Annotated in this window: 16 protein-coding genes; 7 read left to right on the top strand and 9 right to left on the bottom strand. The window is 68.8% G+C overall.

The window, feature by feature from the left end; translation table 11 throughout:
• Positions 1-47 precede the first annotated feature (47 nt).
• Positions 48-1,040, top strand: coding sequence for a LysR family transcriptional regulator (locus IEW34_RS14055; RefSeq protein ID WP_188609848.1), 993 nt, complete (start codon positions 48-50; stop codon positions 1,038-1,040).
• Here IEW34_RS14055 and IEW34_RS14050 read toward each other — a convergent pair.
• Both IEW34_RS14050 and IEW34_RS14045 read right to left on the bottom strand, forming a co-directional pair.
• Complete coding sequence (locus IEW34_RS14050) at positions 989-1,696, bottom strand: hypothetical protein (RefSeq protein ID WP_188609847.1); 708 nt, start codon at positions 1,694-1,696, stop codon at positions 989-991. The genes IEW34_RS14055 and IEW34_RS14050 overlap by 52 nt on opposite strands.
• A 91-nt stretch (positions 1,697-1,787) precedes the next feature.
• The gene (locus tag IEW34_RS14045) at positions 1,788-2,525 is read right to left on the bottom strand and encodes a hypothetical protein (protein WP_210324504.1); all 738 of its coding nucleotides are present in this window, start codon (positions 2,523-2,525) and stop codon (positions 1,788-1,790) included.
• Between the two features lie 143 nt (positions 2,526-2,668).
• Between IEW34_RS14045 and IEW34_RS14040 the strand changes: the two genes are divergently transcribed.
• The 6 genes from IEW34_RS14040 (at position 2,669) to IEW34_RS14015 (ending at position 10,774) form a co-directional block, all read left to right on the top strand.
• Positions 2,669-3,799 (top strand): extensin-like domain-containing protein, encoded by a 1,131-nt coding sequence (locus IEW34_RS14040; RefSeq protein ID WP_188609845.1) that lies wholly within the window; start codon positions 2,669-2,671, stop codon positions 3,797-3,799.
• Between the two features lie 309 nt (positions 3,800-4,108).
• On the top strand, positions 4,109-5,272 hold the full coding sequence (locus tag IEW34_RS14035) for an acyl-CoA dehydrogenase family protein (RefSeq protein ID WP_188609844.1): 1,164 nt from the start codon (positions 4,109-4,111) through the stop codon (positions 5,270-5,272).
• A 210-nt stretch (positions 5,273-5,482) separates the two neighbouring features.
• On the top strand, positions 5,483-7,111 hold the full coding sequence (locus IEW34_RS14030) for a long-chain fatty acid--CoA ligase (protein WP_188609843.1): 1,629 nt from the start codon (positions 5,483-5,485) through the stop codon (positions 7,109-7,111).
• A gap of 13 nt (positions 7,112-7,124) precedes the next feature.
• Positions 7,125-8,333, top strand: coding sequence for an acyl-CoA dehydrogenase family protein (locus tag IEW34_RS14025; RefSeq protein WP_188609842.1), 1,209 nt, complete (start codon positions 7,125-7,127; stop codon positions 8,331-8,333).
• Positions 8,334-8,340: 7 nt separating this feature from the next.
• Entirely contained in the window at positions 8,341-9,123 is a 783-nt protein-coding gene (locus tag IEW34_RS14020) for a glucose 1-dehydrogenase (RefSeq protein WP_188609841.1), read from the top strand.
• 184 nt (positions 9,124-9,307) lie between these two features.
• Positions 9,308-10,774 (top strand): amidase, encoded by a 1,467-nt coding sequence (locus IEW34_RS14015; RefSeq protein ID WP_188609840.1) that lies wholly within the window; start codon positions 9,308-9,310, stop codon positions 10,772-10,774.
• 87 nt (positions 10,775-10,861) lie between these two features.
• Here the strand turns inward: IEW34_RS14015 and ybaL are convergent, their stop codons facing one another.
• From ybaL to IEW34_RS13980, 7 genes are all read right to left on the bottom strand, one after another.
• The gene (gene ybaL, locus IEW34_RS14010) at positions 10,862-12,589 is read right to left on the bottom strand and encodes a YbaL family putative K(+) efflux transporter (RefSeq protein WP_188609839.1); all 1,728 of its coding nucleotides are present in this window, start codon (positions 12,587-12,589) and stop codon (positions 10,862-10,864) included.
• A gap of 411 nt (positions 12,590-13,000) precedes the next feature.
• Positions 13,001-14,236 carry an acetyl-CoA C-acetyltransferase gene (locus tag IEW34_RS14005; protein WP_188609838.1) on the bottom strand — a complete coding sequence of 412 codons (1,236 nt, stop codon included), beginning with the start codon at positions 14,234-14,236 and terminating at the stop codon, positions 13,001-13,003.
• 103 nt (positions 14,237-14,339) lie between these two features.
• Entirely contained in the window at positions 14,340-15,005 is a 666-nt protein-coding gene (locus IEW34_RS14000) for a glutathione S-transferase family protein (protein ID WP_188609837.1), read from the bottom strand.
• 171 nt (positions 15,006-15,176) lie between these two features.
• Entirely contained in the window at positions 15,177-16,991 is a 1,815-nt protein-coding gene (locus IEW34_RS13995) for an acyclic terpene utilization AtuA family protein (protein ID WP_188609836.1), read from the bottom strand.
• 25 nt (positions 16,992-17,016) lie between these two features.
• On the bottom strand, positions 17,017-17,838 hold the full coding sequence (locus IEW34_RS13990) for an enoyl-CoA hydratase/isomerase family protein (RefSeq protein ID WP_188609835.1): 822 nt from the start codon (positions 17,836-17,838) through the stop codon (positions 17,017-17,019).
• Positions 17,839-17,845: 7 nt separating this feature from the next.
• Positions 17,846-18,997, bottom strand: a complete 1,152-nt coding sequence (locus IEW34_RS13985) for an acyl-CoA dehydrogenase family protein (protein WP_188609834.1) — start codon at positions 18,995-18,997, stop codon at positions 17,846-17,848.
• Positions 18,998-19,204: 207 nt separating this feature from the next.
• On the bottom strand, positions 19,205-21,202 hold the full coding sequence (locus IEW34_RS13980) for an ATP-binding protein (RefSeq protein ID WP_188609833.1): 1,998 nt from the start codon (positions 21,200-21,202) through the stop codon (positions 19,205-19,207).
• Positions 21,203-21,204: the final 2 nt, after the last annotated feature.

The following is a 21,204-nucleotide window of genomic DNA, read 5'->3' as shown; positions in this document are numbered from 1 at the left end:
CAATCCAACTTGGTTATGAATGCAGATTGCGGCCCGGAGACGCGAGCATGGACCTGGATGCGACCCCTTTCCGCTATTTCGTCACCGTCGCCGACGCGCGCTCCTTCACGCGCGCGGCCGCCCAGCTCAACGTCTCGCAGCCGGCGCTTTCCGCCCAGATCCGCGAGCTCGAGCGGCGGCTCGGCTTCGCCCTGTTCCTGCGCACCAGCCGGTGGGTCGAGCTCACCGCGGAGGGCCGGCTGTTCCTGGCAAATGCCCGGCGCATGGTGGCCGAGGCGGCCTGGGCCAATCAGGCCGCGCGCGAGATCCGCGAGAACGAGCTGCGCATCGGCGCGCCGCTCTATACCCAGCTCATCCCCGCGCGTCGCGCGCTGCTCGACCGACTGATCGTCGCGCATCCGGACATCCGCCTGCGCATCTTCGACAAGAGCCACGCGCGCCACTATGCCGACCTGACGCGCCGCGAGGCCGATCTGGCGCTCTTGGTGGAACCTTCCGATGCAGCGGCGGCTCAGGTGGACACCGCCTCCGACGCCGATTGGCCGGAGGGCTTCGAGCGGCTGGTGCTGGCCGAGCGGCGGCTCGCCATCCAGGTGCCGGCCGGACATCCGTGGGCCGCGGCCAAGACGCTGCCCTTCGCTGCGCTCGGGGGCGTGCGCATCGGCGTCATCAACCGGGCCCTGGGCGCGCCGCTGTCCATCGCTATCACGCGCACACTGTCGGAAGCCGGCGTCGACGTGGTGCGGCCGCCCGAAGGCCACGCCGTCGCGGTGGAGCGCTACGGACGCCTGGTCGGCATGCCCGTGGTCACGCTGGGCTGGTTCGATGCCCTGCCGGGCGGTGACGGCGGGGCCGTCGCCGTGCCGGTCGAAGGGCTCGATCTGCGCACCCGCCTGTCGCTCATCCGCCTGCAGGGCGAGCAGCGGCCAGCGGCCGCGCTCGTCTGGCACATGGCCGAAGCGCTGGCCGAGCCGCCTGGCACCCCGGCTCAGCGCGGTGCGGCGTTGTCGATGGGAAGGGCCAGCACCTCGCTCGTATAGGTCTCGACCACCTCGGAGAAGGGGCGCCGCGCCCCGTCGTAGAGGACGGCGCGATGCTCAAAGAGCCGCGGCGGAATGGGCAGCGGGGCGGGCGCCGCAGCCGGCGCACAATCGACCGGGGCAGCAACCGGACGGGCCAGTTCCCAGCCATCCGGCAACGGCGACCACAGCAGCTTGGCACCCACCGTCTTGCGATCGAAGTTGAGCGCCTGCACGGCCCGGCCGAACGGGGTGTCGGTGGTCTCCAGCACCCGGTTCATCTCGGGCGTCAGCCGGCTCGGCACGTACCAGTTGTCCGCTTCCGACAGCACGTGGCTACCGCAGGCGAGCTGCACCCGGCGATACGCCACCGGCTCATCCGGCCCGATCTCCAGGCGCTGCCGCTGCTCTCCGGTGATCGGTTTATCCGCGCCGCGCACCAGTTGGGCCACGATCTTGGCCTGCGGGGCGATGCGGTGGTCGGCGCACCACTTGTCCAAGGTCAGGGTGGCGCTGCGGGCACTCAGGAGCGTGGCGTTGAGCGTCTGCATCAGCGCCAGCGCGCGCACGCGACCACTATCGTCGTCCGGGAAAGCGGAGAGCGACTCCGCCCTCGCCCCCGACGACAGGACCAGGATGAGGGCGGTCAATGCAGTGCGGCGGACCCAGCAGACCATAACACTCTCCTTCGGCCACCACGGCCCGCCGGCGCGCGCCCACCTTCTGCGCGTGCCGCGGGGCGGCCAAGCCCATCCGACGGCATGAGCTTCAGGGCTTCGCCAGGGCCTTCAGGGGCGCCGGCCCGGCCAGCGCCTCCAGCTGCGGCTTGGGCGCGGGCTCGACGGCGCTGCCCAGCACTTCCCGCGTGAAGGTCTCGAGCGTCAAGGACATCGGATGGAGGCCCTTGTTGCGCAACAGCGTGCGATGCTCGAACACGCGCCAAGGAACCACCAGCGGCCGCGATTTGGAGCCATGGCGCTCGCGGGGAGCGGCCGTTGGAGCCGCGATCTGCTCGCCGACCCGCAACGGTGCCCAGAGCAGCGTGTTCTGCACGCCGATGCGCACGGGCCGCATCTGGTCGGCCGCCTGCTCGAACAGCACGTCGGCCGCCAGGCTCTCGCCGACCGCCGGCGTCAGGCGGCGGGGCACATACCAGGTTTCGGCCCAGCCCAGAAGCAGGTCGCCGCAACTCATCTCGACGCGGCGGTAGCGGGCGGACCCCTCGTCTTCGAGCTCGAGGCTCTGGCGCACGTCGTCCGTGAACGGCGCGCTCGCCTGGGGAACGAGGCGCAGCGCCAGGGTCGGCTCCGCGGCGAGCCCGTGCTCGCGGCACCAGGCATCCAAAGCCGCGGCGGTGCCGGATCGAACCATGTTGCCGCTGAGCCGCTGCAGCGCCGAGAACGCCTGCACCTTTCCGACCGTCGTGTCGCGGTAGCGGCAGATGAAGCGACGGTCCCCCTCCGGCCTGAAGCCGAAACCGTGCGGGACCAGGTCGTTTGACTGCATGTCCACACTCATCGTCGATCGTCTCCTGCGGTTGACCGGGCGATCGTCCGGCGCGTCCGCCTGCAAGCTATGCACCCGATGCGGCCAATCCAAGGGCGGCCTGGGCTGTGCAGCGGCTGGCGGCTGGTGTAAGCCGTCCGCTCATGACGTTCGTCAGCACGGCCCGCTGCCCGGCCGGGTCGCCGCTGAGGCGCCTGTCCTGCGCCGCTCTCGCCACTGTCCTCGTGCTCAGCCCCCTCACCGAATCGCATCGCGCCGGCGCGGTGCTGGCCGCCCCGTCCAGATTGCCGAGCACAGGACCGCTGCCTCCCCCGCGCCCCGACGGAGCCGAGGGCGCGGCGAACACACCGGAGCGGAGCGGGCAGCTGCCGCCTGCACAGGACCCGTCGCCGGGCGGACCCGCCGCTGCCGCGCCCTCCCGCAAGCTGGTGCCAGCGTGGGGACCCGTGGAGACCGAGGACGAGGTCGACCTGCCAGGCCGGGCGCCGCTGCCGCCACCACGGCCCGCCTTTCGGGGCGAGCCGACGGCCCCGCCCCCGCCCGAAACGCTGCCGCAGGCCGCCCCGCCGCTGGACGCGCAGCCGAAAGCAGCGCCAGCGCCAGCGCTGCCGTCGTGGTGGCCATTCGGCCGGCAAACGCCTCCCGGGAGCCAGGACGAGCAGTCGGCACCCGCGCCGTCCGAGCCAGGGTCTGGCCGCCGCGGCAAGCGTCAGCGCGTCATCCCCAGCGATGCGGAGGTCGCCCAGTGCGTGGCCCGCCTGCGCCGCAAGGGGGCCGAGGTCGACCCGATCGCCCCTGTCGCTAACGGCGGCTGCGGCTTGCCGCTGGGTGTGCGGCTGTCGCGTCTGCCGGGCGACCTCCCGCTCAGCGTTCCCGCGGTCATGACCTGCGCCCTGGCGGAAGCGGTGGAGGAATGGGTGGCGACGGTCGTGCGACCGGCAGCCAGAGGGAGATTGGGCGCACAGCCGACCAAGGTGCTCGTCGGCCCGACCTACCAATGCCGCACCATGAACCACCAGCCGGGCGCCAAGCTGAGCGAGCACGCCTTCGGCAACGCCATGGACGTGGCCGGCTTCGAGTTCGATGCGCACGCAACGTTCAAGGTCGGCTTCAAGTCGCCACGCTCGGAGGACGGCGCCTTCCAGGCCGAGATTCGCAGTCGCGCCTGCGGCCTGTTCGACACGGTGCTCGGCCCGGGGTCAGACCCCTTCCATTCGACGCATCTGCACGTCGACTTGCGCAATCGCGGCCCGGGCCGCCACATCTGCCGATAGGCGGGCGGTGAACGGGATCCGGCCGACCCGCATCTGCGGCCAAAAAGAGCTTTTCCGCAGCGCAGCCGCCGCTACAATGGGCTTCAGTACCAGCGAGTACCGCCACGTGTCGTAGCAGTACTGCCCAGTCTGCTCCGGCTGGGTCCGGAAGGTCACCTGGCCGGACGAGGCAGTCCGGCCGGCGGTGTGATCCGGCGATCGGGAGCCGTGCGTTGCTGGCCCGGAACCGTCCCTGCGGCTGGCGGCGCGCCGAATGGAATGCGTAAGGACAACGCGCCGCGGCCGGACCGGGCGCGACCGGAGGAAGCGATGATCTATACCGAGCAGCATCAAGAACTGATGCGCAGCGTGACCAGGTTCGTCGAGACGGAGGTCGACCCGCACGCCGAGGAGTGGGAGCGCGACGGCATTTTCCCGGCCCACGAGCTGTTCAAGAAGATGGGCCAGCAGGGGCTGCTCGGCATCGACAAGCCGGAGCGCTTCGGCGGCCTGGGGCTCGACTACACCTACGAGCTCGCCTTCTGCGAGGCCCTCGGCGCCACCAAATGCGCCTCGATCGGCATGGCGGTCGGCGTGCAGACCGACATGGCGACCCCCGCCCTCGCCAAGCACGGCTCCGACGAGCTCCGCACCGAATTTCTCGCCCCCTCGATCGCCGGCGACTACGTCGCGTGCCTCGGCGTCTCGGAGGTGGGCGCGGGATCCGACGTCGCATCCCTCAAGACCACGGCCCGCAAGGACGGCGACGATTACGTCATCAACGGCGGCAAGATGTGGACGACCAACGGCACGCAGGCCGACTGGATATGCCTGCTCGCCAACACGTCCGACGGCCAGGTCCACCGCAACAAGAGCCTGATCTGCGTGCCGATGAAGACCAAGGGAGTCCAGATCGCCCGCAAGCTCGACAAGATGGGCATGCGGGCCTCCGACACGGCCCAGATCTACTTCGACGACGTGCGTGTGCCTCAGCGTTATCGCATCGGCGAGGAAGGCAAGGGCTTCACCTACCAGATGGAGCAGTTCCAGATCGAGCGGCTGTGGGGCGCCGCCGGTCACCTCGTCGGCATGGAGCGGGCGATCGCCATGACCATCGAATACACGGCCAACCGCCACGCGTTCGGCAAATCGGTGCTCGATAACCAGGTCGTCCACTTCAAGATGGCCGAGCTGCAGACCAAGGTGGAGGCGCTGCGCTCGCTGGTCTATCGCGCCGCTGCGGGCTACGTGGCGGGCCAGGAGGTCACGCAGCTCGCGTCCATGGCCAAGCTGACGGCCGGCCGTCTTGCCCGCGAGGTCACCGACAGCTGCCTGCAATACTGGGGCGGCATGGGCTTCATGACCGAGAGCGAGATCTCGCGCATGTACCGCGACTCGCGGCTCACCTCGATCGGCGGAGGCGCCGACGAGGTGATGCTGACGATCATCTGCAAGGGCATGGGCATCCTGCCGGGCCAGCGCGCCAACCACTGACGGCCTAGGCGCATTCCGATCGGACGAGATCATCCGATCGCCGAAGAAACGTTCGCAAGTGGTTGAAGTGAGAGCGCTCCTCAGCGATGGAGCGCATCCACCCGATCGCGAAGCGCTCCGGGGTCGGCCCATGGCCGCCCCCTTTCGTTCAACGACAGACCGAGCGGACCGGCGCCTGAACGCCGGCCGCCACTCCGGAGGACTACGACCATGCGCGGGCTGATGATGGACATGCCGCTGCTGCTGTCCGGCTTCGTGGAGTATGCGGGCAGGTACCACGGCGACGTCGAGGTCGTCGCCCGCGAGATCGAGGGCGACATCCACCGCTACACCTATGCGGACGCGCTAAAGCGCATCAAGCGCATGGCCAAGGCCCTCAAGCGGCTCGGGGCCGACGAAGGCACCGTGGTCGGCACGCTCGCCTGGAACACCCATCGTCATTTCGAGATGTTCTATGCGGCGCCCGGCATCGGCGCCGTCCTGCACACCGTCAATCCGCGGCTGTTCGCCGACCAGATCGTCTACATCGTCAATCATGCGGAAGATCGCATCCTCTTCGTCGACAAGCTGACCTTGCCGATCATCGAGGAGATTGCGCCGCGGCTGACGACGGTCGAGGCGATCGTCGTCATGGCCGCCGCCGACCGCATGCCGGAGACCAGACTGGCCAACGTCCACTGCTACGAAACGCTGATCGCCGGCGAGACCGACGAGAATTTCCGCTGGCCGGTGCTCGACGAGAATTCCGCCTCGACCATCTGCTACACCTCCGGCACCACGGGCGATCCCAAGGGCGTCGTCTATTCCCATCGTGCAGCGGTGCTGCAGACCCTGCTGGGAGCCAACTTCACCTTCCTGCCTGGGCACCGCAGCGGCAAGCTCGAGGTGATGATGCCGATGGCGCCGATGTTCCACGGCAACGCCTGGAACATGCCGTTCCTAGCCTGTTATACCGGCTCCAAGCTCGTCCTGCCCGGCCGCAACTACGAGCCGGACAAGCTCTACGAGCTGTTCGAGGGCGAGAAGGTGACGCTCACCGCCGGCGTGCCGAGCTTCTGGCTGATCCTGCTCGACTGGCTGAAGCGCACCGGCAACAAGTTCTCGACACTGAGGCTGTCGCTCTCCAGCGGCTCGGCGCCGCCCCGGAGCATGGTCGAGACGCTCGACCGCGACTACGGCGTCGAATACGTGCAGGCCTGGGGCATGACCGAGGCGCTCATGGCCACCATGCCGACCCCCAAGCCGCGCAAGGTCGAGCCAACCTTCGAGCAGCGCATCGACGACCGCATGAAATCGGGCCGCGTCGCCTTCGGCGTCGACGCGCGCATCGTCACCGACGACGGCACGGCGCTGCCGCACGACGGCGTCTCGGTCGGACATCTGCGCGTGCGCGCGCCCTGGATCGCCTCCGCCTACCACAAGGGCATTCAGGCGCTGGATGGCGACGGCTATCTCATGACCGGCGACATGGCCGTTATCGATCCGGACGGCTACATCTCGCTGACCGACCGCTCCAAGGACGTCATCAAGTCGGGCGGCGAGTGGATCAGCTCGATCCAGCTGGAGGATGCGGCGGCCAGCCACCCGGACGTGCTGCAATGCGCCGTGATCGCCATACCCCACGAGAAGTGGCAGGAGCGCCCCCTGCTCCTCGTCGTCCCCCGCCAGGGCGCGACGCTCGACGGCCCCACCCTGCTGGCACATATGGCGCCGCGGGTCGCCAAATGGTGGCTGCCCGACGCGGTCGAGTTCCTCGATGCCTTCCCCATGACGGGGACGGGCAAGGTGCACAAGCTGACCCTGCGCCAGCAGTTCAAGAACTACACCCCAGCGGGTTGAGGAGAGCCTGATCATGAATCTGGAACCCAGCACCAGGGCCCGCGAGCTCGAAGCGCAGCTGTCCGCCTTCATGGCGCGGCACGTCTATCCGGCCGAACATCTCTACGACGAGCAGGTCGAGGCCGGCCATCGCGACCGTCGCCCGCCGATCCTGGAGGAGCTGAAGAAGCAAGCCCGGGCGGAGGGGCTGTGGAACCTGTTCCTGCCCGGCGAGCACGGCGCCGGCCTCACCAACCTCGACTACGCGCCACTCGCGGAGATCATGGGCCGCATCTCGTGGGCGTCGGAAATCTTCAACTGCTCGGCGCCCGATACGGGCAACATGGAGGTGCTGGCGCTCTACGGCACGCCCGAGCAGCAGAAGCAGTGGCTCGAGCCGCTGCTCGCCGGAGAGATCCGCTCCGCCTTCTCCATGACCGAGCCGGAGGTTGCCTCCAGCGACGCCACCAACATCCGCTGCAGCATCCTGCGCGACGGCGACCACTACGTCGTCAACGGCCGCAAATGGTTCACCTCGGGAGCGATGAGCGAGGACTGCAAGCTGCTCATCGTCATGGGCAAGAGCGACGCGGACAACCCCAACAAGCACCAGCAGCAGTCGATGATCCTGGTGCCGCGCGACGCGCCCGGCGTCCGCATCGTTCGCGACATGCGGGTGTTCGGCTACGACCACGCACCGGTCGGCCATCCGGAAATCGTGTACGAGAATGTCCGCGTGCCGGCCGCCAACATCCTGCTCGGTGAGGGCCGTGGCTTCGAGATCGCGCAAGGGCGCCTGGGGCCGGGCCGCATTCACCACTGCATGCGGCTGATCGGCGTCGCGCAGCGCGCGCTGGAGCTGATGTGCTCCCGGGCGCAGAGCCGCGTCGCGTTCGGCAAGGCACTGGGCGAACAGGGCTCGGTACGCGAAGACATCGCCAATTCGTGGTGCGAGATCGAGCAGGCACGCCTGCTCACCCTGCGCGCCGCCGCGAAGATGGACCTGGACGGCAACAAGGCTGCTCGCGACCTCATCGCGGCCGCCAAGGTGGTGGTGCCGCGCATGGCCGTAGCGGTCATCGACCGCGCCATCCAGGTCCACGGCGGCGCCGGCGTCTCCCAGGATACATTCCTGGCCGAGGCCTATACCTACGCCCGCTTCATGCGCATCGGCGACGGGCCGGACCAGGTGCACCTGTCCCAGCTCGGGCGTACCCTGCTCAAGCGCTACGGGGAGGCGTGAGGCCGCGATGAGCGCCGCGGCATACCGGCCAGCGGGCCCGTTCGACCTTACCGGCAAGGTCGCGCTGGTCACCGGCTCGACCATGGGCATCGGCGAGGGCATCGCGCGGACACTGGCCCGCGCCGGCGCCCACGTCGTCATCAGCAGCCGCAAGGCCGACGATTGTGCCCGCGTCGCCCACGCCTTCCGCGACGAGGGCCTGAGCGCCGAGCCGCGCGCCTGTCACATCGGGCGCATGGACGACATCGCCGCCATGGCCGCCCACCTCCGGGCCGCCCACGGCGGACTGGACATCCTGGTCAACAACGCGGTGCTCAGTCCGTGGCGCACCATCGACGACACGGATCCGCCGCTGTTCACCAAGGCAGTCGAGGTCAATCTGCGCGGCAACTGGTATCTCTCGCTCGAGGCGAGCAAGCTGATGAAGGCGCGCGGCGGCGGCTCGATCGTCAACATCGCCTCGGTCGCCGCGCTCCACCCCGACAAGATGCTGGCGCTCTACTCGACGCTGAAGACGGCGATGATCGGCATGAGCCGCGCCTTCGCGCTCGAGTACGGGCCGTCCGGCATCCGGGTGAACACGATCCTGCCGGGCGTGATCGAGACCAAGCTGTCGGCCGTGTTCGACGACGACGCGCGCAAGAGCCTTCTCGCAGGCACGCCGCTCGGGCGAACCGGCCTGCCGGAGGAGATCGGCTACGCGGTGCTCTATCTCAGCGCTGCCAGCGGTGCCTTCGTCACCGGCGCGAGCCTGGTCATCGACGGCGGGCTGTCGATCGCGTCTCACTGAACCCGCGCCGCGCGTCGAAGCGCGGCAGCCGCTCCCATCCCGGCCATCTAGGGCGGGATGATTTTTCGTTGAATCATCATCTCGCTCTAAGTCTTTGTTTGAGCATGATCTTATCCAAAAGCCGGTGCCCACTCTCTGGGATCATGCTCTAGACGGGCGGCCACGCCGCCGCCCACAATGGGCCATGCCCACGCTACCCGCCTCCCTCGTCGATCTCGATGCTACCGCCCTCGCGCAGGCCATCCGCGAGCGCTCCGCCTCCTGTGCCGAGGTCATGGAGGCGTATCTCGGCCAGATCGACCGCTACAATCCGGCGGTCAACGCCATCGTCGCGTTGGAGCCGCGCGAGCGCCTGATGGCCGAGGCGCGTCGCGCTGATGCCGACCTGGCCGCAGGCAGGGTGCGGGGCCCGCTGCACGGCCTGCCCTGGGCGGTGAAGGACCTCGCCCATACCAGGGGGATCCGCACGACCTACGGCTCGCCGCTGTTCAAGGACTTCGTGCCGGAGGAGGACGGCGTGGCCGTGTCGCGGCTTCGTGCTGCCGGCGCCATCTTCATCGGCAAGACCAACGTCCCCGAATTCGGTCTGGGCTCACAGACCTACAATCCGGTCTACGGCACCACCGGCAACGCCCACGATCCGGGCAAGACCTCGGGCGGGTCGAGCGGCGGCGCGGCCGTCGCGCTCGCGCTGCGCATGCTGCCGGCCGCCGACGGCAGCGACATGATGGGCTCCCTGCGCAATCCAGCCGCCTTCAACAACGTGCTCGGCTTCCGCCCCTCCTTCGGCCGCGTGCCGTTCGGCCCGAGCGAGGACGTGTTCTTCGCGCAGCTCGCCTACGAGGGGCCGATGGGACGCAGCGTGCGCGACGTGGCGCTCCTGCTGTCGGTGCAAGCGGGCTATGATTCGCGCTCGCCGCTGTCCCTTCGCGAGGATCCGGCCGACTTTGCCCGCCCCGCCCCCCGAGACGTCAAGGGCACGCGCATCGGTTGGCTCGGCGACTTCGGTGGCTATCTCGCCATGGAGCCGGGCGTCCTCGACGTTTGCCAGGCATCGCTACGCGCGTTTGAATCGCTCGGCTGTACCGTCGAGGCAGTCGACATCCGCTATCCCCTGGAGAAGGTCTGGGACGCCTGGGTCAAGCTGCGTCACACGTGGGTGGGCGGGCGCAAGCTGGCCGCCTACCGCGACCCCGCCCAGCACGCCCAGATGAAGCCGGAGCTGATCTGGGAGATCGAGGGCGCCCTGGGGCTCTCGGCCCTCGACATCTATCAGGCGAGCGTCGCGCGCTCGAGCTGGTACGCGCACCTGAGCACGCTGTTTGCGCGCTACGATGTGCTGCTGGCCCCCACCGTCCAGGTGTTCCCCTTCGACAAGGAGGTGCATTGGCCGGCGACGGTCGGTGGCCGGACGATGGACACCTATCATCGCTGGATGGAATCGACGAGCATCTGGTCCATCACCGGCCTGCCCGCAATGGCGATCCCCTCAGGCTTCGGGTCGCATGGGCTGCCCACCGGCGTGCAGATCATCGGGCCCAACCACGCGGACCTCACGGTCCTGCAGCTCGCCGCGGCCTACGAAGCGGCCATGCCGCTTGTCGCGCAGGCACGGCCGCCGATGCTCGGCGCGCAACGAGTCACGCCCTAGAAAGCATTGCCGCGTTTCTTCGAATCGTCGAAATGATTTATCGCGTTTTCTTCACGCGAACCGGCGTCCACTTCGCTCGAAAACGCTCTAAACGGCGGCCGGGTCGGGCGCGCGTGGCGCGCTAGCGCCGATGCGGCCGAGGATGTGATCGCTGATGCCGCGCGCGATCTCTCGCTCCCCCATGATGATGAAACTGGCACCCATCCGGGTCAGGTGCTCCACCTCCTCGTCGGAGTGGGCGCGCGCGATGATCTCCAGATCCGGGTTCGCCGCGCGCGCCGCCTCGATCAGGTTGCCGTTCTCGAAGGGATTGGGAATGGCGCTGATGAACCACTTCGCGGCGGGCAGATTGGCCGCCGCCAGTACCTCGGGCTGAATGGCGTTGCCGGTGATGGCCTCGATGCCGTCCGCCCGCAGCTTCTCGACGACCTCCTGCCGCTCCTCGATGACGAACAGCGGCTGGTGCTGCTGACGCAGCGTGTGGGCGACCCCGCTGCCGACGCGGCCGAAGCCGACCAGCACCGCATGGTCCGTCAACGTCGTCGGCGTGATCTCCTCGGCGGCGTCGGCCTGATCGTCGGTGCCGCTGGCCTCCAGCGAATCGAGCCATGGTCCCAGCCGATCCAGGAGCTGAAACAGCACCGGGTTGATAATGATCGAGAGCATCGCGCCCGCCAGGATGAAATCGCGCCCCATCGGCGGCAGAAGGTCGAGCTTGATGCCGAGCACCGCCAGGATGAAGGAGAATTCGCCGATCTGGGCGAGGCTCACCGAGATGGTGAAGGCGGTGCGCAGCGGATAGCCGAAAGCGCGCACCATCACGAGCGCGGCAATCGATTTGCCCACGATGATGATCAGGAACGTCGCCAGCGCCGCCAGTGGCTCGCTCAACAGCACGGACGGGTCGAACAGCATCCCGACGGAGACGAAGAACAGCACCGCGAAGGCGTCGCGCAGCGGCAGGATCTCCTGCGCCGCGCGGTGGCTCAGCTCCGACTCGGCCAGGACCATGCCGGCGAAGAAGGCGCCCAGGGCGAACGAGACGCCGAACAGCTCGGCCGAGCCGAACGCCACGCCGAGCGCGATCGCCAGGACCGCGAGGCGAAACAGTTCGCGCGAACCGGTGTGTGCCACGTAGTGCAGCGCCCACGGAATGACCCGGCGCCCGACCACCAGCATCACCACGACGAAGGCGACCACCTTGGCGCAGGTGAGCGCCAGCATCACCCACAGCGACGACAGGCCGAAGGAGCCGACGAGGCCCCCCCCCTGGTCGACGACCTTGCCGCCGAGCATCCCCGATACCGCCGGCAGCAACACTAGCGCCAGCACCATCGCCAGGTCCTCGACGATGAGCCAGCCGACGGCGATGCGCCCACGCTCGGTCTCGACCAGGCGGCGCTCCTGCAGGGCCCGCAGCAGCACGACCGTGCTGGCGACCGACAGCGCCAGCCCGAAGACGAGACCGGCGCCGATCGACCAGCCCATGGCCCAGGCCAGGCCCATGCCGAGCAATGTGGCGATCGCCATCTGGCCAACGGCACCCGGGATGGCGATGCCCCGGACGGCGAGCAGGTCCTTGACCGAAAAATGCAAGCCGACGCCGAACATGAGCAGGATCACGCCGACCTCCGCCAGCTCCAGCGCCAGCCCCTGATCGGCAACGAACCCTGGCGTGAAGGGGCCGATGAACACCCCCGCGAGCAGGTAGCCGACCAGTGGCGAGAGGCGCAGCCGCTGCGCCACCACGCCGAACAGGAAGGCGACGCCGAGGCCGGCGACAAGGATGCTGATCAGGGGCGTGCTGTGGGACATGGGCTCCTGGCGATGAATCGCTCCGACTCCGAACCGGCTGCGGCGCGTGGCGCGACGGTCCATCATCTTGGAAGGGGTGTGTAGTCCTCTCTTCGACGGTCAAAGCGGCCTGCACAAGGCGCAAGCCGCTCAATTGGGCAGAAAATGTCGGCACGGCGTGCTCAAAACGCCAGCCTCGATCCGTCCGTCGGCAAAATTCTCGGAGGCGCCTCGGTGCTCCGCGGCGAAGACGGAAACGCCCGGCGCAAGCGCCGGGCGTGACCAAACGGGCTATGAACGACCGGCTGAAGCATTTTCCGATCAGATAGACTCAGCTGAGCGGATTAAATGCTCCAGGTCGTTAAATCTGGCGCGCCTCGCCGGGCCGGGTCGTTCCACCCGATGGCGCACGCTCCAAGCTAGTCGCGGCGCTCAGATGCGCTCGATGATGATGGCCGGTGCCATGCCGCCCGCCGCGCAGAGCGTGGCAAGACCGGTCGACAGGTTGCGGCGCTCCAGCTCGTCGAGCAGCGTGCCGATGATGATGGCGCCGGTGGCGCCGATCGGGTGGCCGAGGGCGATGGCACCACCGTTGACGTTGACCTTCTCCGGGTCGACCTGAAGGTCGCGCATGAACTTCAGCGGCACGACGGCGAACGCCTCGTTGATCTCGATGAGATCGATGTCGGAGAGGCTCATGCCGGCCTTCGCCAGTGCCTTCTTGGCCGCCGGCCCGGGCGCGTTGAGCATCAGCTCCGGCGAGTTGCCGGCGGTGGCGACGGCGCGAATGCGGGCGCGCGGCTTGAGGCCGTGGGCGCGTGCATACTCCGGCGAGGCGATGAGCACGCCGCCGGCGCCGTCGACGACGCCCGATGAATTGCCGGCATGGTGCACGTGATTGATCTTGACGCCCGGATAGGTCTTCTCGACGAGCTGCTTGTAGGTCAGCCCCTCCTCGTTCAGGGGCGCCTGGTACATGACCTCGAACGCCGGCTTCAGCGACGAGAGCCCTTCCATGGTGGTCTGCGGCCGCGGGAACTCCTCACGGTCGAGGGCGACCGAGCCGTCATCCTTGTAGACGGTGACCAGGCTCTTGTTGAAATGGCCGTTGGCGATGGCGTGGGCGGCACGCCTCTGGCTTTCCAAGGCGAGCTTGTCCACGTCCTCGCGGCTGAAGCCCTCGAGCGTGGCGATGAGGTCGCCGCAAACGCCCTGGTGGGGCTGCGGGTGGATCGAGCGCAGGTGCTCGTTGCGGCTGTCGATCACGCCATCGTTGACCTTCGGCAGCGTCGAGCCATGCGACATGGACTCCACGCCGCCCGCCATGACGAGGTCCTGGGCGCCGGACATCACGCCCATGGCGGCGAGGTTCACCGCGGTCATGCCCGAGCCGCAGAAGCGATCGAGCGAGAAGCCGGTGGCGTTGTTGTCGAAGCCGGCGTCGAGGGCGGCCATGCGGGCAATGCACGAGCCCTGCTTGCCGTACTGGGTGCCGCAGCCGGCGATCACGTCGTCGATCTCGGCGGTGTTGAGATTGTTGCGCTCGGCCAGCGCCTTGAGCACGGTCGACAGGATGCGCTGGGGATGCACATCCGAGAGCGCACCCTTGCCGAACTTGCCGACGCCGCGCGGCGTCCGCGCCGCGTCGATGATCCAAGCCTCTGACATGATTGATCCTTCCATGAGCCTATCAAACGGCTGATAGATTGATTGATGGGGTATGGCCAGCGGTTTTTCAACACCCCCATGAGGGCATGAGCGGCCTGCGAAATCAGCCGGCCGCGCGCGTCATCGGCGGCTCGACCAGCCCTTGCTCGGCCGCCGCCTTCTCCTGCGAGGCGAGCGCTCGCTTGTAGCCGTCGCGCTGGGTGAGCCGCTGCCAATAGGCGCGAACCGGGTCGGAGAACACATGGTCGATCTGCAGGCGCTCCGCCAGCATCAGCGCGTAGCCGACGCAGATGTCGGCGATGGTGAAGCGGTCGGAGCAATAATACTCGTTGTCGGCGACCACGGCCGTCGCCGCCCGCAAGCGCGCGCCAAACCATTTGACATAATCGGACGCCGCACCGTCCAGACCCCGGTCCGGCTCCTGGAGCGTGTAGCGCAGGTAGATGGTCTGCGGAAAGGTCAGCGTCGCCTCGCCATAGAGCAGGGCATTGAGGAATTTGCCGTAGTCCGGCTCGTCGACGCCGACGTTGAGCGGTGTCGGCCCATACTTGCTGACCAGGTAGAGCGGAATGGCGCAGGACTCGGTCATCCGCGTCTCGCCATCGACGAAGTACGGAATGGTGCCGAGCGGGTTGGTGCCGAGATAGTCCTTCTTGAAGACGCGCGGCGGGAACGGCAGCATCTTCAGCTCGTAGCCGAGCCCCATCTCCTCCATGGTCCACAGCGGCCTGAACGAGCGCGCGCTCATGCAATGATAGAGCGTCAACATCGGTGTCCCCTTCCCTTGGCGTCCTCGGAGCATCATGGCCGGACTCGACCGGCCATCCGTCCCCGAACTTTGGAGAGCGACGGCGCGCCCGCGCCGAGGCTCGTTTCTTGAGCCGATGGATGGTCGGGTCAAGCCCGACCATGACCCGGCGGGGTCGTCGCGCTCCGTTCGTCAGGCCGCCGCGGCGGGAAAGCGCTCGGCCACGTCGGCGACCGCTGCGGCGATCTCGGGCGTCACCGGCACGGGATAGTCCATGAGCATCTGCGCAAAGGCCTTGGCCTGCGGATCGTTGCGCAGAGAGGCGATCCCGCCGCCGCCCAGCACGTCGTGGAGCAGGAAATTCAGCGCATGCGTGCCTGGGAGCTCGAAGCGCTCCACCCCACCCTTGAGATGATGCCCGAAGAAGGCGGCGACCGCATTCGCCGTCAGGGCGGCGCGGATATACGGCAGGTAGGCCGGCTTGCGGGCGATCACGCCGATATTGGCCTTGTCGCCCTTGTCGCCGCTGCGCCCCCAGGCTAGCGCGATCAGCGGCACCACGGGGGCGCCGGCCGGCGCCTGGGCCGCGGCACCGGCCGCGTCCACGCCGAGCGAGGCCGGATCGAAGCCGCCGGCCACGCTCTCGGCCGCCGCGACGGCCTTGCCCGCCACTTCGACGGTGGTCTGCACCGCGTGCTTGTCGACGAGGCAGGAGAACAACCGCACCACCGGCATCACCTTGGGGCGGTTGCCGCCCATGCCGCTGATGCCCGGGGACATGGAGGTGCCCGACGAGGTGAGCTCCCGCACCAGGATCTCGAGCGCCTTGGCGTCGGGGTGCTTGGCCGCCACCTTGAGGATCACCTCGCGGGCAGCGCGGGCCCGTGAGTGCGGGCCGTAGGAGGCTTCGGCGCCGATCACCTCGACGCTCGTCTCGGTAAACGGCGGCAGGTTCGTCGACTTGTAGATCGCCTCGCAGCGGCGGATCACCGAGTCGGCGACCTTCTCAGCCTTGCGCGCGGCGTCCAGCCCGCCGATGGTGATGTACATGCCGACGCGGAAGCCGTCCTGATAGGTGGCGGAGACCTTGTAGCTGTCGGTCGCCGGCAGGCCCTTGGCGTTGGACACCTTGACCAGGTCGGGCCCGACCTCCTCGATGCGGACTTGGGTGAAGTCGCAGGTCACGTCCGGCAGCAGGTAGGCGCGCGGGTCGCCGATCTCGTAGAGCATCTGCTCGGCGACGGTGGCGAAGCTGATCAGGCCGCCGGTGCCCGCCGGCTTGGAGACGACGAAGGAGCCGTCGGCGGCGACCTCGGCCACGGGATAGCCGATGTTCGACCAGTCGCCTGTCGTCTCCCAGTCCGTATGCAGGCCGCCGGTCGCTTGCGCGCCGCATTCGATGATGTGGCCGGCGAGCGAGGCGCCCGCCAGCTGGTCGAGGTCCCTCTCGGTCCAGCCGAAGGCGTGGATGGCGGCGCCGAGCGTCACCGCGCTGTCGACGCAGCGGCCGGTGATGACGATGTCGGCGCCCGCATCGAGGGCGGCGGCGATCGGCCGGCCGCCGAGATAGGCGTTCATGCTCCAGAGCTTCGCCGGCATCGGCTGGCCGGAGTACATCTCCTTGGTGGCCTTGAACTCGTCGGCCCGTCCGAGCAGGTCGTCGCCGACAACGACGCCGACCTTCAGATCGTAGCCCGCTTCGGCGATCTTGGCCTCGAGGGCCCGTGCGCAGGCGACCGGATTGACGCCGCCGGCGTTGGCGATGACCTTGATCTTCTTCTCGGACAAGGTGCGCAGCTCACGCGCGATGGCGCCGACGAAGTCGTGGGCATAGCCGGCCGACGGGTCCTTGGCGCGAGCGCGAGCCATGATCGACATGGTGATCTCGGCCAGATAGTCGAAGACGAGATAGTCGAGATCGCCGCCCTTCAGCAGCTGCGGTGTCGAGATGGCCGTGTCGCCCCAAAAGCCGGACGCGCCGCCGATGCGGATGGTCTTTGCGCTCATCTCGTCCTCCCCAAATCCGTTTGCATCAGATCTTTTCCACCCAGCGGGCCGGGCGCTTCTCGGCGAAGGCGCGTACGCCCTCCTGCCCCTCCTCGCCCCTGAGGCAACCGGCGAAGGCGCGCGCCGCCTCGTCGCGATAGGCCGCCGGCGAGAGCGAGCCGACACTGAGGAACAGCCGCTTGGTCACGGCATTGGCACCGGGCGCACAACGGCCGATGTCGTTCAGCACCTTGGTCAGGGTCGCCTCCAGACTGTCGGCCGTTTCGCAGTAGAAGTCGACCAGCCCGATGTCCTGCGCCTGCGCCCCGTCGAGGCGCGTGCCGGCCAGCCCCAGGCGCCGCGCCATGCGCAGGCCGATGCGGCCGACCACGTAAGGCGCGATCTGCGCCGGCGGAATGCCGAGCCCGGTCTCGGACAAGGCGAAGCGCGCCCGCGGGGTCGCCAGCACGATATCGGCGCAGCAGGCCATGCCGAAGCCGCCGCCGAAGGCCGGCCCATCGACCACGGCGATGACCGCCAGCGGGTGTTCGTTCAGCTTGGCGAACAGCTCGCCGCCGGCGCGGTTCTGGGCCTCCAGCGGGTCGACCTCGCCGGCCCCCGGCGCAGAGTCCAGCGCCTTGTTGGTGCCCTTCAGATCGGCCCCGGCGCAGAAGGCGCCATCGGCCCCTTGCAGAATGAGGGTGCGCAGGGAGCGATCGTTCTCGGTGGCGTTCAGCACCGCCCAGAGATCCTCCACCAGCGCCGCGGTCATGGCGTTGCGGGTGGAGGGATCGGCGATGGTGGCGTAGAGGCGCGAGCCCTGGCGGTCGAGTTTCAGGATGGTCGTGGCGGGCAATGGAGCAGTCATGGCGTCCTCAATATCCGAGCTGGCGGGCGGCGAGATCGCGCATGATCTCCTCGGCTCCGCCGCCGATGGCGTTGACGCGCACCTCACGGTAGATGCGCTCCACCTTGGCGCCGCGCATGAAGCCGGCGCCGCCGAAGATCTGCACCGCCTCGCGGGCGCAGAACTCCATGGTCAGCGTCGCCTGGTTCTTCAGCAGGCAGATGTCCGCCACCGGGCTGTCGCCGCGCATGACCTGCCAGGTGAGCGTATCGAGATAGGCCTGGGAGGCGTTCACCCGCATGGTCATGTCCGCCAGCTTGTGGCGGATGACCTGATGCTGGCTGAGCGGCTTGCCGAACGTCCGCCGCTCCTGCGCATAGTTCACCGCCTCCTCCAGGCAGGTCCGGGCCATGGCGATGCAGCCGGCGGCCATGCCCAGGCGCTCGCGGTTGAAATTCTTCATGACGATGGCGAAGCCGTTGTTCTCCTCGCCGAGCAGATGGCCCGCCGGCACGCGCACGTCGTCGAAGTGCAGCGTCGCTGTGTCGGAGGCCCACCAGCCCATCTTGCGCAGGGGCGTGCGGCTGAAGCCGGGCGTGTCCGTCTCCACCAGGATGAGCGAGACGCCGCTGCGGCCGCCCTCGCCGGTGCGGACGGCGACGGTGATGAAGTCGGCCCGCATGCCCGAGGTGATGAAGGTCTTCTCGCCGTTGATGACGTAGCTGTCGCCGTCGCGCCGCGCCGTCGTCTTGAGGTTGGCGACGTCCGAGCCCCCGGAAGGCTCGGTGATGGCGAGCGCCGCGATCTTGCGGCCCGCCAGCACGTCGGGCAGCACCTTGGCCTTGAGCGCATCGGAGCCGGCGATGGCGACAGGCGGGGCGCCGATGGTGTGGCTCATCAGTGAGGCGGAGATGCCGCCGGCCCCGGCGCGGGCCAGTTCCTGGCTGGCGATGTTGCCGTAGAAGGGATCGCATTCAACGCCGCCGTAGGCCTCGGGAAAGCCGAGCTGCAAGAGGCCGATCTCCGATGCCTTGCGGTAGAGGTCGCGCGGAAAGCCGCCCTCCTCGTCCCACTGCGTCGCGAACGGCTCGATCTCGGTGGCGACGAAGCGGCGCATGACGTCGCGAAACGCCAGATGCTCCTCGGTGAGATGGGGGTTGGGCCCCGGCTCGATGATCATGCGCGCTCCCTGTCAGTGCGCCGCTTCTGCGAGCGGACTTACGTCGTGGCATCCGGCGGGTTGTGCTGCACGGAGGTCTCTAGTCATTGAAGAGGATGGATGTCCGGTCAAGCCCGTCCATGATGTGTGAGATCGGAAAGTCCTTTTTCTTCAACGTCATGGTCGGGCTCGACCCGACCATTCATCCTCCTGAAAGCCCAATCGATGCTAGTCGACGATCTCGGCCAGGATCTGGCCCGGCGTCACCTGATCGCCCACGGCGACCGAGACGCTGGCGAGCATGCCGGCGCGCGGGGCGATGATGGCGTGCTCCATCTTCATCGCCTCCAGCGCGAGCACGGTCTGGCCGCGCTCAACCGCGGTTCCCGCCTCGACCGCCACGCTGACCACGCGGCCGTTCATCGGCGCCCGCAGCACGCCGTCCGCCCCCGCATCCGCGGCTCGCGCCGAGCTGATCCGGTTCTTGGGGGCGAAGGCGAAGTCCCGCGAGCCGAGCTTCAGCCACAACTCGTCGCCCACCCAGGCGAAGCGATAGCTGACCGGCTCGCCATCGACGACCACCTCGCCCTCTGCTTTTTCAGCAGCCGGGCGGCCGGCGATGGTGACCGTCGCGCCGTCCACGGTGACCGTGGCGCCGTCCCGTCCCGCCTCCACGTGGCCGCGCCGCTCGGCCGGATCGTCCTCGACCGTGAGGTTGGCCGGCGCCAGCCAGGCGATGCGCCAAGGCTGCGGCAGCGGCTTGACGTTGCTCCAGCCGCGCCACTCCTGCCCCCATGCCGCCGCCCGCGGCGTTGCCGCCGAGCTGAGCCAGGCCGCCAGCGCCCACGTGACCCGATCGGGGCGACCTGCGCGGCTGGCGTTGGTGGGAAAATGTTCCGGGATGAAGGCGGTCGAGACCTTGTCGCCGGCGATGAAGGCCGGATGGCTGAGCAGCTCGATCAGGAACTCGCGGTTGGAGGTGATGCCGAGCAGTGCGGTCGATTTCAGCCCGTGCACCAGCTTCTCGATGGCCTCGGTGCGCGTTGAGCCGTGGGCGATCAGCTTGCCAAGCATCGAATCGTAATAGGGGCTGACGACGAGCCCGTCGGCGAGCCCGGCGTCGGCCCTGACCGCCCGGCTCGGGTCCCACAGCGCGACCGTGCCGGTGCGCGGCAGGAAGTCGTCGGCCGGGTCCTCGGCGCAGAGCCGCACCTCGACGGCGTGACCCCGCAGGCCGATGTCCGCCTGGGCCAGCGGCAGCGGCTCACCGTGGGCGACGCGCAGCTGCCATTCGACCAGGTCGAGGCCGGTGACCATCTCGGTCACGGGATGCTCGACCTGGAGGCGGGTGTTCATCTCCATGAAGTAGAAGTGGCCGGCGCGATCGAGCAGGAACTCCACGGTTCCGGCGCCGACATAGCCGATCTCCCGCGCCACAGCGGTCGCCGCATCGCCCATGCGGCCGCGCAGGCGCTCGTCGAGCGCCGGCGACGGGGCCTCCTCCACCACCTTCTGGTGGCGGCGCTGCACCGAGCAGTCGCGCTCGCCCAGGTGCACGGCATGGCCGTGCTCGTCGGCGAACACCTGGATCTCCACGTGGCGCGGCTCGATCACCGCCCGCTCGAGGATGAGCCGGCCGTCGCCGAACGCCTTCTGCGCCTCCGACGCCGCCGCCTTCAGCGCCGCCGGCATGGCGGCCGTCTCGTCGACGCGCCGCATGCCGCGGCCGCCGCCGCCGGCCGACGCCTTGATCATGATCGGGAAGCCGATGCGCTCGGCCTCCGCCAGGAGCCTTGACTCGGACTGGTCCTCCTCGTCGTAGCCGGGCACGACGGGGATGCCGGCGGCGGCCATGCGGCGCCTGGCCCGGGCCTTGTCGCCCATGGCCTCGATCGCCTTGGCCGGCGGCCCCACGAAGATCAGCCCCTCGCGCGCCACCCGCTCGGCAAAGGCCGCGTTCTCCGACAGGAAGCCGTAGCCGGGGTGGATCGCCTCGGCGCCGGCGCGGCGCGCGGCCGCGATGATCTTGTCGGCGACGAGGTAGCTCTCGGCCGGCGTCAGCCCGCCGATGCCGATGGCCACGTCGCAGGCCTTGACATGCGGCGCGTCGGCATCCGCATCGGAATAGACGGCGACCGTGCCGATGCCGAGACGGCGGGCAGTGCGGGCGACGCGGATGGCAATCTCGCCGCGGTTGGCGATCAGCAAGGTGGAGATGGTTCTCATCG

Origin of the sequence: Chelatococcus reniformis (genome assembly GCF_014640075.1) — a bacterium.
Lineage (GTDB): Bacteria > Pseudomonadota > Alphaproteobacteria > Rhizobiales > Beijerinckiaceae > Camelimonas > Camelimonas reniformis.
The sequence above is the reverse complement of the archived record's forward strand: the minus strand, read 5'-3'. Positions and strand labels throughout refer to the sequence as shown.

Coding starts and splice junctions, on each gene's coding strand:
- IEW34_RS14055 (WP_188609848.1), top strand. CDS start 48: ATGGACCTGGATGCGACCCCTTTCCGCTATTTCGTCACCGTCGCCGAC.
- IEW34_RS14050 (WP_188609847.1), bottom strand. CDS start 1,696: ATGGTCTGCTGGGTCCGCCGCACTGCATTGACCGCCCTCATCCTGGTC.
- IEW34_RS14045 (WP_210324504.1), bottom strand. CDS start 2,525: ATGCAGTCAAACGACCTGGTCCCGCACGGTTTCGGCTTCAGGCCGGAG.
- IEW34_RS14040 (WP_188609845.1), top strand. CDS start 2,669: ATGACGTTCGTCAGCACGGCCCGCTGCCCGGCCGGGTCGCCGCTGAGG.
- IEW34_RS14035 (WP_188609844.1), top strand. CDS start 4,109: ATGATCTATACCGAGCAGCATCAAGAACTGATGCGCAGCGTGACCAGG.
- IEW34_RS14030 (WP_188609843.1), top strand. CDS start 5,483: ATGCGCGGGCTGATGATGGACATGCCGCTGCTGCTGTCCGGCTTCGTG.
- IEW34_RS14025 (WP_188609842.1), top strand. CDS start 7,125: ATGAATCTGGAACCCAGCACCAGGGCCCGCGAGCTCGAAGCGCAGCTG.
- IEW34_RS14020 (WP_188609841.1), top strand. CDS start 8,341: ATGAGCGCCGCGGCATACCGGCCAGCGGGCCCGTTCGACCTTACCGGC.
- IEW34_RS14015 (WP_188609840.1), top strand. CDS start 9,308: ATGCCCACGCTACCCGCCTCCCTCGTCGATCTCGATGCTACCGCCCTC.
- ybaL (WP_188609839.1), bottom strand. CDS start 12,589: ATGTCCCACAGCACGCCCCTGATCAGCATCCTTGTCGCCGGCCTCGGC.
- IEW34_RS14005 (WP_188609838.1), bottom strand. CDS start 14,236: ATGTCAGAGGCTTGGATCATCGACGCGGCGCGGACGCCGCGCGGCGTC.
- IEW34_RS14000 (WP_188609837.1), bottom strand. CDS start 15,005: ATGTTGACGCTCTATCATTGCATGAGCGCGCGCTCGTTCAGGCCGCTG.
- IEW34_RS13995 (WP_188609836.1), bottom strand. CDS start 16,991: ATGAGCGCAAAGACCATCCGCATCGGCGGCGCGTCCGGCTTTTGGGGC.
- IEW34_RS13990 (WP_188609835.1), bottom strand. CDS start 17,838: ATGACTGCTCCATTGCCCGCCACGACCATCCTGAAACTCGACCGCCAG.
- IEW34_RS13985 (WP_188609834.1), bottom strand. CDS start 18,997: ATGATCATCGAGCCGGGGCCCAACCCCCATCTCACCGAGGAGCATCTG.
- IEW34_RS13980 (WP_188609833.1), bottom strand. CDS start 21,202: ATGAGAACCATCTCCACCTTGCTGATCGCCAACCGCGGCGAGATTGCC.